This is a genomic window from Phocaeicola intestinalis (assembly GCF_014837065.1).
Taxonomy (GTDB): domain Bacteria; phylum Bacteroidota; class Bacteroidia; order Bacteroidales; family Bacteroidaceae; genus Phocaeicola; species Phocaeicola intestinalis.
Map to the genome: position 1 here is coordinate 109,461 of NZ_JACSPP010000001.1, position 14,054 is coordinate 123,514.

At 37.5% G+C, this 14,054-nt stretch carries 10 protein-coding genes and 2 pseudogenes; 11 read left to right on the forward strand and 1 reads right to left on the reverse strand.

The window, feature by feature from the left end; all coding sequences use genetic code 11:
- The 4 genes from H9625_RS00445 (at position 1) to H9625_RS00460 (ending at position 2,336) form a co-directional block, all read left to right on the forward strand.
- On the forward strand, positions 1-978 hold the full coding sequence (locus tag H9625_RS00445) for a hypothetical protein (protein WP_191762709.1): 978 nt from the start codon (positions 1-3) through the stop codon (positions 976-978).
- A 192-nt stretch (positions 979-1,170) separates the two neighbouring features.
- Positions 1,171-1,815, forward strand: coding sequence for a recombinase family protein (locus H9625_RS00450; protein WP_191762741.1), 645 nt, complete (start codon positions 1,171-1,173; stop codon positions 1,813-1,815).
- 6 nt (positions 1,816-1,821) lie between these two features.
- Positions 1,822-2,028 (forward strand): hypothetical protein, encoded by a 207-nt coding sequence (locus H9625_RS00455; protein WP_191762710.1) that lies wholly within the window; start codon positions 1,822-1,824, stop codon positions 2,026-2,028.
- A 14-nt stretch (positions 2,029-2,042) separates the two neighbouring features.
- Positions 2,043-2,336, forward strand: a complete 294-nt coding sequence (locus tag H9625_RS00460; RefSeq protein WP_191762711.1) for an LPD28 domain-containing protein — start codon at positions 2,043-2,045, stop codon at positions 2,334-2,336.
- Between the two features lie 171 nt (positions 2,337-2,507).
- Here H9625_RS00460 and H9625_RS18095 read toward each other — a convergent pair.
- Positions 2,508-3,949 (reverse strand): annotated as a pseudogene (locus H9625_RS18095) (IS4 family transposase).
- A gap of 201 nt (positions 3,950-4,150) precedes the next feature.
- Between H9625_RS18095 and H9625_RS18005 the strand changes: the two are divergent.
- The 7 genes and pseudogenes from H9625_RS18005 to H9625_RS00500 form a co-directional block, all read left to right on the forward strand.
- Positions 4,151-4,475: pseudogene (locus tag H9625_RS18005) on the forward strand (GntR family transcriptional regulator); the annotation flags it as partial.
- 573 nt (positions 4,476-5,048) lie between these two features.
- Complete coding sequence (locus tag H9625_RS00475) at positions 5,049-5,630, forward strand: RNA polymerase sigma-70 factor (RefSeq protein WP_087395956.1); 582 nt, start codon at positions 5,049-5,051, stop codon at positions 5,628-5,630.
- A gap of 60 nt (positions 5,631-5,690) precedes the next feature.
- Positions 5,691-5,852: a hypothetical protein gene (locus tag H9625_RS00480; protein ID WP_191762712.1), complete on the forward strand. Its 162-nt coding sequence runs from the start codon at positions 5,691-5,693 to the stop codon at positions 5,850-5,852.
- Positions 5,821-6,756 (forward strand): FecR family protein, encoded by a 936-nt coding sequence (locus H9625_RS00485; protein ID WP_158100040.1) that lies wholly within the window; start codon positions 5,821-5,823, stop codon positions 6,754-6,756. Before H9625_RS00480 ends, H9625_RS00485 begins: the two co-directional genes overlap by 32 nt.
- Positions 6,757-6,822: 66 nt before the next feature.
- Positions 6,823-10,344: a TonB-dependent receptor gene (locus H9625_RS00490; protein WP_087395959.1), complete on the forward strand. Its 3,522-nt coding sequence runs from the start codon at positions 6,823-6,825 to the stop codon at positions 10,342-10,344.
- A 12-nt stretch (positions 10,345-10,356) separates the two neighbouring features.
- Positions 10,357-11,877, forward strand: a complete 1,521-nt coding sequence (locus H9625_RS00495; RefSeq protein ID WP_191762713.1) for a RagB/SusD family nutrient uptake outer membrane protein — start codon at positions 10,357-10,359, stop codon at positions 11,875-11,877.
- Between the two features lie 135 nt (positions 11,878-12,012).
- On the forward strand, positions 12,013-14,040 hold the full coding sequence (locus H9625_RS00500) for a glycoside hydrolase (protein ID WP_191762714.1): 2,028 nt from the start codon (positions 12,013-12,015) through the stop codon (positions 14,038-14,040).
- The last annotated feature ends 14 nt before the right edge of the window (positions 14,041-14,054 follow it).

A 14,054-nucleotide genomic window follows, 5' to 3' on the forward strand; every position in this document is an offset into this window, starting at 1 on the left:
ATGGAATTACTCAGACAATTATACAAAGTCCATAGCCCGAGCGGAAACGAGAAGGCTATGAAGAGGTTTGTCAGGAAATATATCAGGAGACATATTCCCGATGTGAAGATAAGGACAGACAGGAAGGGGAACCTCTATATAATAAAAGGTGTGGCGGAGACCTATCCCTGTATCGCAGCGCATCTTGACCAGGTACAAAGGGAACATTCCAAGGATTTCACGCTCATAGAGACAAAGGGACTCATTTTCGGTTACAGTCCGAGAAGCCGGAAGCAAGAAGGTTTGGGGGCAGACGATAAAAATGGGATCTGGATAGCATTAAAGTGTCTGGAGAAATACGATACCCTTAAAGTGGTGTTCTTTGTAGAGGAAGAAACGGGATGCCAAGGCTCCAACCAAGCAGACATGGACTTCTTTATGGATTGCAGGTTTGTTATCCAACCTGACAGGAGAGGTTATAAAGATCTTATAACAAGTATCGGGTGGATGGAACTTTGCAGTGATGAATTTCTGAAAGCCAGCGGATATGAGAGCTTCAGTTATAAAACTACAGAAGGTTTGATGACGGATATACTCGCCCTGAAGGAAAGGGGGCTGGAAATAAGTTGTATCAATCTGAGTTGTGGATATTATGAACCCCATACTGACAACGAGTTTACGGTGAAGAAAGACCTGTTGAACTGCCTAAAGTTAGTGGAACACATCATCGAGAACTGCACCGACATTTATCTCCATTCATGCCTGGATATGAAATGCCTTATGGAAGCTGATGAATATGAAACGGCAAGGGATGAGGTTTTCGAGATTCTGGGAGGCGATGATACTTTAGGCTTCGAGGATATATACCAATTCCTCAAGCCCTATTTCCCGAACCTTACGAGAAACGACTTTATCAGGATTTATCTGGAATACTACAATCCGGAATCTGAGGAAAGTGAAGATATATGGGAAACGGGAAGCATAAATGATAAGGTATAAGGGAAAAAGAGAATCCTGTGGGAAAATAAGAAACGGTAGAATCTGAAATCTCACAGGATTCATTTTGTGTGATAAGGAATATGGCATTCTGTGTTCAAACCGCTGATGTGTTCAAATAAATCTGAAACACCGCTTTGAATACGCCATGCCATGTTACCGGATTAATCAAAGAATAAAATGGAAACAATGACAATGAAGAAAGCGGTTATCTACGCCCGTGTCAGTTCAACAAATGACAGACAGGACACAGGGCGGCAAATCAAGGACTTGGAAAACTATGCAAAATCGCAAAACATAGAAATCGTGAAAATCTACGAGGAACATATCTCTGGGGCAAAAAGAATCGAAGAAAGGCAGGTTCTCACAGAATGTCTGGAATATTGCACCAAAGAATCTGTGAATTTTCTTCTTCTTTCAGAACTGAGTAGACTCGGAAGAAGTACATTACAAGTACTTCGTTCTTTGGAGATACTACATGAAGCCAAGGTATCGGTATATATCCAGAACTTGGGATTATACACCTTACAAGCCGATGGGAAAGTGAATCCTATAGCAAGCATTATGGTTACAGTTCTGGCTGAAATGGCGAATATTGAGAGAAGCAATATCCAATACCGCCTGAACAGTGGAAGAGCCAACTATGTCGCTAACGGAGGAAGGTTGGGAAGAAGGAAAGGAAGCACCAAATCCGAAGAGAAGCTGAGGGATGAGTACAAGGAAACGATAGCCCTCCTCAAGAAAGGCTATAGTATCAGAAACATAGCTAGACTTCAAGGAATTGGCATTTCAACGGTACAGAGAATCAAGAACCAGTTTATAAACAACAACTTAAAGTAAAAGGAAATGGAAACAAACTACATTATCATCTTGGATTATTCAGCGGGTGAGGTCATAAAGATCAGGCTCACCAAAGAACAAATCAAGGAATCGGAGAAGTATGATGATTTTGAAACATTCCTGAGCACCCTGGAAGAGGAGTATGATTTCCGGTTGAAAGATTGTGTATGGATGTGTACAGAGAATTATCAGGAAAGGAGTTACGGATTTTAAACAGGGACAAGATTATGACTTTTGATTACAATAAGACACAGAAGCAGCGGATGGTTATTACTTTGGAAAATGGAGTAACCGTAGAAGGGATGTATCTTGATTTACGTATTACTCCTGAGACCATACCTGCCGGAAAAATATGGTATCAGATACGGCACTGTGATAATGATTGGATAGAACCTGCAACACTGAAAAAAGGCTGTGTGATGGTAAACTTTATGGGTACTTTTGTCTCAGCCCCTATCAAAGGGTTGGAAGAATGGGGTGATGAAGTGGAAATAGAGGGATATAAATTTGTAGAATCCTGAGAACAGAAAAAACGGAGAAATGAGAGAAGCTGAAAACAAGCGGCTTCTCTTGTTTTTTCTTCCTTCCCCAGTAATGTTTCTGTGTCTGAAAAGTTAAATTTTTACTTTTTTGTGAGAGTTTCTTTTTGAATTATAATATTAACTTAAGTTTCGCAAGTAAAGTGTAACTTCTCAGGCAGCTGGTGTCAGTCTGTCGAAAGCCAGCTTTACTGCTTTGATTTGTTTATCGTTTGATATTATTTGTTCAGTCAGAAGCATTGCATCGCAGTTAAGTACCTCAGCAATGACGTTTATAACTTCTACGATCAGCAGCCAGATTTTTTCTGCTACTGAAAGTTCAACAGAGTTCTTTGAAATTTCGGCAAAGAGTCCTCCGATAGTTTCGTATGACTCATTGCGTTTGACATAACTGAGTATATTGTACTGCAGTACGCACAATGATATGCCTGCAATCTGTCCGGCGAAGTCTCTGCACTGGTTCTTTCCGAGTTTCAGGTTTTGCTTCATCTCCTTGTGAGCCACTTCGATAACCCATCTTCTTGAATAAAGCCTGAAGGCTTTTTTGGCATCAAGTTTAAGATCAGAGGTAAGCAGGGCATTCCAGTTGCCGTTCCTGCCTCTTCTGTAGAAGAACAGGCTGACCTTAATGCCGGAGATTTTAGCAGATACAGTTGTTGTGTAGTAACCGATTGATCGGCTATACTTTACTTTCCCGGATTTCTGGAGAGCCTTGATAAGCTCAGGCGCTGTTTTGTTTCCAAGACCTGTCTCATACTTGGTCTTGCCCATCTTTATCATTCCGATAAGGTGGCATCCAAAATGCCTTGAGACTACGAACTTCAAAAGTTCAGAGCAGGTAAACCAGTTGTCAACAAGAAGATAATCGAAACGTACGCCCTCTATGATCGAGCGCTTGAGCATACTGATGGCCGTCTCAATCTTACTTGCAAAATACTCAGTGCTGCGCCTGACAATACGTTCATCCCCTGAGTGTTCCTTGCAATACCGGTCCTCCGTTTGTTTCTGGATAACCCCTGTGGCTTATCGCCCCGTTTTCCCTCCTCCCCATGGAGGGAAAAGTCAAGAAGAAACTGGGATATGCCATCTGTAAAGCAAAGGAACATTGCCTTGAAGCCAAGTATAGGTTTCATTTGGGTATGAGAGAATACCTTGCCAATCTTCTCGGTCTTGAACCCGGTCTTTGGAAGGTCTGTATCATCGATGATGACGCACCTGATGTCCGATTTCAATGTCGTGCCGCGTTTCACACGTGAATACAACTGCCTGAAAAACGAGTAGGTTATACGTCGCCAATTGACGTTGCCATCGTTCATGAAACGATAGAACATGTCTTTGTGGCAGACAAACATCCTGCCCAAGGCAGAAGACGAATAGTTGGCAGCATTCTTAATGGAAAAGAACGGGAACAGAACTAGCAGCTGCAACACCTGAAGACAGGTGAATTTGCAATTCGGATTCTTAACTGACCCGATGACTTTGCTTTGTATCCTTATGCTGTTCATAATGGTTGATATGCTGTTTATTGCCTTGCTGGAGTCATTGTTTGCAAAAAACTCTTGGAGTTCACCGATAATATGTCTATTTTTGTTCATGGCTAAAGGGTGCTATATTGTTTGTTTGGCGACATTAATATATTGATAATCATCGAATTATCAAACTCTTTAGCTTTTTTTATTATATTATCTGAGTACTTGCGAAACTTGAATAATATTTAAAACAAAAGAAACTCTAAAGTTTTTTTGCTAAAAAGATTTATCTTTGCATCATAAAAAAATAACAGAGAGTATATGACTATAAAATTAGACAACAACTCCGAAAAAACACTTCATATTCAAACAGAAGAGCTTTCAAGAAAGCTTATCGAATTGGAAGAATATAAGAATGGAAAATTACCTTCCAATGATATTTTATTGTCTGAACAATTAAATATATAAAGGAACACACTTCACTAAGTCATTTACAAACTTATGTTCGAGAGGTTATTAGTCAGAAAAAAGTGTATGATACAAAAGTCATAAATAAAGATATTGTAAGGGAATAATTGGTTGTGTTTTTCACAGGAGATGAAAATACTAGGTATTGAAATTAAGAACTTCGAACTGCACGTCAGTTTTAAAAAGTTACCTAGGGAATCTATTCCTTTTTTAATATAGACCCTAAGAAAAGTACAAAATATATGATGTTGGAACGAGGAGTACTCAAAATAAGGGATACCCCCTTTTGTCTCTTATTTCAGTTAGAGTATACCGTTGATTGGTAAGAAGAAAAATTGTATTTTACATCAATAGAGTTTATATTAAATATAGCGTAGGCTGTTATCGTACAGATAGCTTTATCTATACCAAAAAAGTGGAAAGATGATATTTCCGAAGAACTTATCTAAGAAATCTTTGATGAGAGTATATAAACTGTATTGTATTTGAACGAGAATACTTATGTTTAATCGAGATGCTTATGGCCTTTAATTTAATGTACTATTGAAAAACTTTTAGTCATATTCACTATGGGAATGAGATATGTTCATCAAAAAAGTCCAAAATTAAATTACTGACTTTTTTTGAAGATATCTATACTTTTTGCAATTTTAAATTCATAATATAGCATAAATATTTTGTTGAGCCAAATATATATTGGTGTTTTAGATTGTTTTTTACTTGATTTGTCTAACTTTAATTCTATAGTATAGAGAGAATGAATAAGATAACGCTATCTGATGTTTGTTCAGAAATGAATTTTGGAACTTTCTATGCAACTTATTATGCGCGTTTTATACGTTATGCCTATTATTATGTGAATGATTCTTTTACATCTGAAGATATTGTTCACGACGCTTTGCTCTACTTTTGGGAAAACAAACACAATATACCCAAAGAAACGGATGTAATAGGTTATATCTTATTAACTGTTAAAAATAAGTGTTTAAACTACTTAAAACATTTGTCGATCGAGCAAGAATATAGTAAGCTCTGCACTAACTTGCAGGACTGGGAAATTGCTACGCGTATTCAGACGTTAGAAGACGATAGCTATGATGCTATCTTTTTGGAAGATGTTCAGAAGATTTTGAAGCAAGCATTGGTCAAGTTGCCGGATAAAACTCGGGAAATCTTCGTGCTAAACCGTTTGAAGAATAAGTCGCGAAAAGAAATTGCAAGCATTTTAGGCGTATCTCTACAAAAAGTTGACTATCATATCAATAAAGCTATCAATTTACTATCTTATGAATTGAAAGATTATTTACCATTGATGATATTCTTACTATATGATTGTTGATGAATGAGTTACAACACTATATATATCCTATTCTCTTTCCCTTACAAAAGCTATCAGTCGATGGTGAAACTTCCCCTTATAATACCTTTTGCAAATAAAAAACAAACAAAAAATAAAAAAAATAGGGCACCTGTTTGGGATTTTGCAAAGTTGAGTTGCTCTAATTATGAAGACCACAAAAAAGATGACGATGGAAAAAAAAATATTATACCGCTATTTTGAAGGGATAGCCACTGAAGAGGAAAAGAATTTCATTCATCAGTGGATTGAGGAAAGCTCAGATAACCGAAAGCTATTTATACGAGAGCGAATTCGTTTTGATGCCACGTTGCTAATGGATGAGAAAGCCATAGCGATTTCATCGAAGCGTATTCACCTCTCTCGATGGATGATTAATACAATTAAGATAGCTGCTTCTGTACTTGTTTTAATTGGCTGTTTGCATTTCTTTGAACTGTATCAACAGGATAAACAATATAAAAAAACACAAATGGTTTATGTACCGGCTGGCAATCGAAGCAAATTGTTGTTGCCAGATGGAACTATTATATGGTTGAATTCTAATACTCGCCTTCAGTATCCTTTGCTTTTTGCAAATGGCAAGAGAGAAATAATGCTGGATGGAGAAGCCTATTTAAAAGTTGCAAAAAGTAAGGAGCCTTTTATTGTCAAGACCAATAAATATAATGTTCAGGTATTAGGAACTACGTTTAGTGTTACAGCTTATGCTGCAGATTCAGTTTTTCAAACAAGTCTCTACGAGGGACGAATTAAAGTTTTTGATAATAATATGGCATCAGTATATTTGTCTCCTGGTGAGACTGCATATTCCCAAGATGGTTCATTGCATGTTACTAATATGACAGATTCGGATGAATATCGTTGGACAGATGGATTGATATGTGTAACAGATAAGCAATTCTCTGAAATAATTAAGATATTCGAACGGACTTTTGATATACAGATTGTAATGAACGATTCATCACTTAGTAAACTAAGATATAATGGTAAATTCCGTATATTAGATGGAGTAGAACATGCTTTGAAGGTGTTGCAAAATGATTATCCATTTGTTTACCGAAGAAATATAGATGATAATGTGATTTATATTGAAACCAAGAAATGATATCTTTTCTTATGATTGTTAAACCCATAATATAATTGCCTATGAAATAATAAAAAGAGAATTTAAATGAAAGAAAAAGTCGGTAGATGCTGCAACATTTACCGACTCAAAAAAACATTAGATAATGCTAGTCCTAGCATTAAAATTAATAATAATAGCAAATATATGAAAAACATGCATTTAAGTGAATACTTTTGGAATAAAGAATGTATTTTTAATAAATTTAGACATTCTTTATCAATCGCCATGTGTTTATTATTACCTTCATCCATGGTGTATGCAGAGAATTTACAAGATCTCAAAATTGAAATTAATAAGAAAAATTTAAAATTATCTCAGTTGATCAAAACAGTAGAGAATCAAACAGATTATTTGTTTGTATCAAATAAATCTATTGATTTGAATATGACTGTAAGTTTGCAAAATGGTAAAGGATCCGTGAAGGAGATACTGAATGATGCTTTGGAGGAATTAGGTTTATCATATCGTATAGAAGGAGTAAATATTATCCTGATTCAGAATAAACAAACGAACTCTACCGGTAATAAAAAGATAAGCGGTACCGTAGTAGATCGTAAAGGAGAGGCAATCATTGGAGCTAACGTAGTAGTAAAAGGTAATGGGGGTATTGGAACAATTACGGATATGAATGGTAATTTTCAACTTGATGTCCCTGAAAAATCTGTGCTTACTATTACTTATATCGGTTATATACCATATGAGGTAAAGGTTGATAAAATTTCCAACCTACAAGTTGTATTACGTGAAGACTCTAAAAGTTTGGATGAGGTAGTCGTAATCGGTTACGGTACACAGAAGAAAAGTGATATTACAGGTGCTATTACTCAGGTGAAAGCGGATGATTTACCCTTGACTGGTAATGTTTCTTTGGGACAAATGCTTTCAGGTAAGGCTCCTGGTATGCAAATTACACTTAATAATGCCCAGCCGGGTGGAGCTGTTACTGTACAAATCCGTGGTAATGCAGCTGGAGGTGCAGGAAATCCTGGACCTTTGTATGTTATCGATGGCTATCCGATGAATGTGGATAATATGGAACCAGGAGGCGGTAAGTACGATGGCGGTAGTAAATCTCCATTGAATAATTTAAACCCTGCCGATATTGAGTCAATTGAGGTGTTAAAAGATGCTGCAGCTACTTCTATTTATGGTGCACGTGCTGCTAACGGTGTCGTCTTGATTACTACTAAACGAGGAAAAGAAGGTGCTGCGCCTATGGTGAAATACTCAGGTTCTGTTTCTTTATCCAAAAGAGCCAAGCATGAAAAAATGCTGGATGCAGCTGGTTTTATGACGGAACACAATCGAATTGGCTATGAAAACTGGTTAGCTGATAATAAAATTTACCCATATGGTTCTACAGACCCCAATAGTGTAGCTCCTTATGAGAATAAATATTCTAGTGATGATATAGCTAATGCACAGACTACAGACTGGCTTGGAGCCGTAGAGAGAGATGCCATTATGACTCAACATAACATTTCATTAACAGGTGGTACCAATAAGACATCTTACTATGTATCAGGTAGTTATTTAAATCAGGAAGGGGTTATCAAAAGTACGGGTATAGAGCGTTATTCTGGACGTTTCAATTTCGATCAAACATTTAATAAATATATTAAGGCTGGAGTTAATTTCAGTATTAGTCAAACTACTAATGATAATGCCCCATTAACAACAAGTCAAAATGAAAATGCTGGTATTATTCGTGCGGCAATGACTGCAAATCCTACTTTACCAATTTATGATGAAAACGGTGATTATATGATAGACCCTCAGCAACCATTTCTGCCTAATCCAGTATCTTTACTGGAAGTGGATGATGAAAGTCATAATTTAGAGTTGCTTGGTAATTTTTACCTGCAGGTTACTCCGATAGAGGGGCTGAATATCCGTATGAATGCTGGTTTTCAAAAAGATAAAGGAGAGCGTAATACCTATATGCCTAAAACTACACTTTATGGTTTTAAGGAAGATGGTAGAGCTACTCGTTCCTTTATCAACCGAAACAACAATGTATTCGATATTACTGCGACTTATGACAAAACATTTGCGGAGAAACATTCATTTAGAGTGATGGGAGGTTATTCTTATCAAAAGTTTTTCACAGATGGACTAGATGCTTCTAATAGTAAATTCTTGACTGATATCTTCAAGTGGTATAATCTGGGGGCTGGCGAATCAGCCAAACCTACAGTCGGATCTTATGGCAATGAGGAGGTTCTGGGTTCTGTGTTTGCACGTTTGAACTACAACTATGATAATCGCTATCTGATTGCAGCTACATTTCGTGGTGATGCTTCTTCCAAATTTGCAGAAAACAATAAATGGGGATTTTTTCCATCAGTAGCTTTAGCATGGCGTGTCAACAACGAAGCTTTTATGCAAGGCCAAAATATAGTATCTGATCTTAAACTGCGTGTCAGCTTCGGTCAGACAGGTAATGCGAATATTGGTAGTAATGCCTTGGCTTTATATGATACAGGGCGTAACTATACGTTTGGAGATCAGGTTGCTACTGGTGTAACACAGACTCAATTAGCTAATCCTAACTTGAAGTGGGAAACTACCACCGAATTTAACTTTGGTGTTGATTTTGGTTTTTTCAATAATCGCATTGTGGGCTCCATGGAATATTTTACCCGTAGGGTGTCTGATTTATTAGATACCAAGAAGCTAATGTCTTATAACCCGATCAATACCATTGTTGCTAATATTGGTGTGAAAGGCAGTAAAGGTTTCGAATTAGGTTTGACTACCCGTAATCTGATTGGAGAGTTTCAGTGGACTACAGACTATGTTTTCTCCTTCTATCGTGATCGCTGGGTAGAAAGAAGTCCACAATGGAAGAAGGCTATTTATGAGAATGAACATGATATGCTGAATGCACGTTACCTAATGCTCTCTGACGGACTTGTACAACCTGAGGATATGAATCCTGACGGAACTTGTAAAATACCTCATATGCCAAATGCAAAGCCAGGTATGATTAAGTATAAAGATTTGCATGGACGTGATGAAAACGGTAACCTGACTGATGGTCCGGATGGTAAGTTGGACGAGGCTGATATTGTATATATGGGCACAGCTACTTCCAAATTTTATGTAGGATTTGGTAATACTTTTACTTATAAAGGTTTTGATTTAAATATTTTCTTTTATGGCTACTTAGGTAGAAAGTTAGAAAATCCAGCATATCTTTCCTATTTGAAGGGGTCGAATGCTATTTTAAATGGTTCTAACATGTTAGCGGAAGTAACAAATCGTTGGGCGCATGACAATCCTAACGGGAAATTTCCTACATGTCTGAACAGCCCATATGATAACTTCAGCACAGACTTTTGGCTGGAGAACGCAAACTTCTTGCGTTGTAAGAACATAACACTAGGATATACTCTTCCTAAGTTAGGTAACTTCAGTAAGTTAGTGAAAAATTTGCGTTTATATGCTGATGTTCAAAATCCGTTTGTTATCACTAAGTATAGCGGCATCGATCCGGAGATGAACGGTCTTGCAGCATATCCGACTCAAACAACAATGTCTTTTGGGGTAGATATAACTTTTTAATTAGATTTTAATATGAGACTTTTGAATAATATAAAACAGATTACATTGGTAGCCTTGTTAGGAATAGGCATGGAATCTTGTTTAGATTTAGATCCTGTAATATATGATAAGATTATTCCTGAAAATTTTTACAAAACAGAGTCTGATGCCAAAGCAGCAGTAACAGGAATTTATAGTCCATTAGGCTCACCTGGTGATATTTATGGTGGTTGGACGGAAACATTTTGGATGATAAATAACTTGTGTGCAGATGACATGGGTACACAACGTGATGATTATGAATTTATGGAGAAGTTTCAATGGAATTCTACAACATATGCAGCGTATAAATTCTATAATATGTTTGTAAAAGAGGCTAATCGGGCCACTTTGGTCATAGACGATTTGCAAAAATCTCCTATAGATGATGATGTTAAGAAACAATATATAGCAGAACTGCAGTGTATTCGTGGTCAATATCTCTTCTTCTTATATGATTTTTACGGAACTGCTAATGTGACTACTGATGTTGAAATTCTGCGCCATCCAGAAAATGAGATAATTTTGGAACGCTTACCGAAAGATGAGTTTATCAAGTTAATTGAAACTGATTTGAAAACGGCTGCAGAGATTTTGCCGGTATCTTATGATGCTTCTGAATACGGACGGCTCACTAAAGGAGCTGCCTATACTATTTTAGAAAAACTTTATATGCAGGAAAAGCGTTGGGCAGATGCTGAAACTTATTGCCGAAAGATTCAAGGATTGGGCTACGAGTTACAGCGTACTTATTCATCTGTATTTAGCATTGAGAATGAACGCAATAATGAAATTATCTGGGCATTACCTTGTCAATCTGAGACAAATGGTAATGGGAATACTTGGACTACTCATGTGCTTCCTCCTGAACTTCCTTCTTTCTGGACGAATAGCAAAGTGCAAAGATGGAATGTATATAATATGCCATGGAAATATTACGATCACCATTTTCAACAACCAGGAGATGAACGTGCAATGGCACCTTCACTTATTACAGAATTTGAATATATAAGCAATGGTGAAACGAAATTAGCAAGCCGTAACAATGGTTATCCCAATTTAGTAAAGGGAGCCTTGCCTGTCAAGTATCCTGAAGACCCGACACAGATTTCAGAAAAAGCAGGTAATGATGTAGTGGTATATCGTTACGCTGATGTCTTGTTGGAGTTAGCCGAAGCTATAAACGAACAGAAGGGCCCTACACAGGAAGCTATTGGATTGGTAGAGCAGATTCGTGCCCGTGCTGGTATACCCAATACTATTCCAACTACAGCTACGGCTAGTAAAGAGAATTTCCGTGACTTTATATTGGATGAACGCGGCCGTGAATTATATTGTGAAGGACATCGTCGACGTGACTTAATTAGACATGGAAAATGGATACAATCAGCAGTAGACCAAGGATATATTCCAGAAGGAAGAGAGGCTGATTATAAGCATATGGTACTTTTTCCTATTCCGCAAGAGGTAATAGATGAGTCAAAAGGTAAAATTAAGCAAAACGAAGGGTATTAGTATTATATATTAATCAGGTAGTCCCTATATTTCGTGGTATTTCCCTAAATACAGGGACTTCTATTTTAATCAGAACTTTCAATAATTATTTGAATATTCTAACAACATAATTTTGGAAGTAAAAAACAAACTATTATGATAATTTTTAAACGAATAAGTGTTTTCCTGACAATTTTTGTCTTGTTGGGATTGTGTGCTTGTAGTTCAAGCGATGGAGTTTCACAGGAAGGAGATGTTTGGTTTATTGAAAATAGTCATTTGAAAGTAACCATTCAACCTACCGGGGTATTGAACGTGTATGATAAAAAAGGAAATCGGGAGTGGCAACAAGTAGCTTCAAAAGAAAAAAAAATAGAGAATGTTAGTGAAGTAAGTACTGCTGATAAATGGGCGATAGCATTCGAAACGGAAGTTAATAATTATCCGTTCTTAATAAAACTGAGTCTTCCAAAAGCCTCTGCGGACTTGGAGATAGAAGCTGATATGGAAAATCGTGATACTCCGATAGAGGATATTCCTTTTTTTGATCCGTTTTTGTTGGACTCGGAACATTGCTCCATAGCTGTAGCTGATTTCTGTAACGGGCATCTTTATCCAGCCGATCTTCACCCGTTTCCGTATAAGCGTTATACTACCGCTTTATTGGACATGCCTTGGATAGGTGTATGTGATGCAAAAGAAGGACATGGATATGAGATTATATTGGATACATCGGATGATGCATTCTTTGACATGATTCCCGTAAAGGTTGGAAAGCGTGAGATTGTTCTGCCCAAAGCGGGTTGGATATCCAGCAAAAAGCGTTTTGGATATGCACGCCGTCTTCTCTGTCATTTTGTTTCTGATGGCGGTTATGTAGCGTTGGCTAAATACTATCGAACTTATGCGCAAAAGCGCGGCTTGATTGTCCCTTTCTCTGAGAAAGTAAAGAAAAACCCAAATCTGACACGCCTTTTTGGGGCAGTGGATGTATGGGGGCAACAATCAGTAGAATTTGCCAAAGAAGCAAAGAAAGCAGGCGTGGAAAAAATGATTATGAATGGTAACTCTACACCTGAAGAATTAAAAAGTATCAATGAATTGGGTTATTTGACAAGTTGTTATGATGCATATCAGGATGTTTTTCAGGTAGAAGCTGATGGAAAAATTGATAGTGGACATGAATATTTGCCAGATAATATCGTATTGAAAGATGACAGTACTCGCATGTTAGCTTGGTGTACTTGGGATGGACATCAATCTATGAAACGTTGCCCAGTATTTTGGGAACGCACGGCTAAATTAGTGATTCCTGAAGTATTGTCTAAATATCCTTTCTTGTGTCGCTTCATAGATGTGACTACAGCCGAAGATTTGTACGAGTGTTACGATGAAAGGCATCCATTAACCCGTGCTGAAAAACGAGAGCTAGGTGTACGTCTTTTCGATTATATACGATCACAAGGTCTTGTAGTGGGCGGAGAACATGGTCGTTGGTGGGCTGTTCCTGTCATTGATTACGTAGAAGGTATGATGAGTGGAGGAACAGATAATTATGCTTGGGATGCTCCTTATCTTCGTCCGCCTATGAATAAGGATGGTAATAAATGGGAGCAGTATGAGACTTTGGGCATGAATCCCCAGTACCGTGTTCCTCTATGGGAACTTGTATTCCATGACTGCGTAGTATCCACTTGGTATTGGGGGGATGCTAATGATTTCTTAACGTTGGCTGACCCGAAATTTACAGACATGAAGAATTGTTACAATATTTTGTATGGCACTATACCTTTGTTATGGGCGAACGAAGAAACCGGTGGTGCAGGGCCATCTAAACCTGGCTCTTGGGTGGCCAATCGTGAACTTTTTCTAGAGACTTATCGTAACGTATGTAAACTGCATGAGGTGATTGCTGGACAGGAAATGACAGTTCATGAATTTCTGACTTTGGACGGAATGGTACAGCGAACTTGTTTTGCTGATGGTACAGAGGTTGTGGTCAATTTTGGAGAGTCTGTTTACGAAGCTACTGTAGGTGGAAAAAAATATCAACTGCCTCAGTATGGATTTGCAGTAAAAGGTCCTAAAATAGAACAATCACGTGCATTGATAGATGGACAAATTGTAACAAATATTCATACCAATACATACAACTTTCAAGATTTTAAACAATGTAACAACTAGGAGAAATGTTTTAT

Excerpts from the sequence above, each read along its gene's own strand:
- H9625_RS00445 (WP_191762709.1), top strand. The coding sequence starts at position 1 with ATGGAATTACTCAGACAATTATACAAAGTCCATAGCCCGAGCGGAAAC.
- H9625_RS00450 (WP_191762741.1), top strand. The coding sequence starts at position 1,171 with ATGAAGAAAGCGGTTATCTACGCCCGTGTCAGTTCAACAAATGACAGA.
- H9625_RS00455 (WP_191762710.1), top strand. The coding sequence starts at position 1,822 with ATGGAAACAAACTACATTATCATCTTGGATTATTCAGCGGGTGAGGTC.
- H9625_RS00460 (WP_191762711.1), top strand. The coding sequence starts at position 2,043 with ATGACTTTTGATTACAATAAGACACAGAAGCAGCGGATGGTTATTACT.
- H9625_RS00475 (WP_087395956.1), top strand. The coding sequence starts at position 5,049 with ATGAATAAGATAACGCTATCTGATGTTTGTTCAGAAATGAATTTTGGA.
- H9625_RS00480 (WP_191762712.1), top strand. The coding sequence starts at position 5,691 with ATGGTGAAACTTCCCCTTATAATACCTTTTGCAAATAAAAAACAAACA.
- H9625_RS00485 (WP_158100040.1), top strand. The coding sequence starts at position 5,821 with ATGGAAAAAAAAATATTATACCGCTATTTTGAAGGGATAGCCACTGAA.
- H9625_RS00490 (WP_087395959.1), top strand. The coding sequence starts at position 6,823 with ATGAAAGAAAAAGTCGGTAGATGCTGCAACATTTACCGACTCAAAAAA.
- H9625_RS00495 (WP_191762713.1), top strand. The coding sequence starts at position 10,357 with ATGAGACTTTTGAATAATATAAAACAGATTACATTGGTAGCCTTGTTA.
- H9625_RS00500 (WP_191762714.1), top strand. The coding sequence starts at position 12,013 with ATGATAATTTTTAAACGAATAAGTGTTTTCCTGACAATTTTTGTCTTG.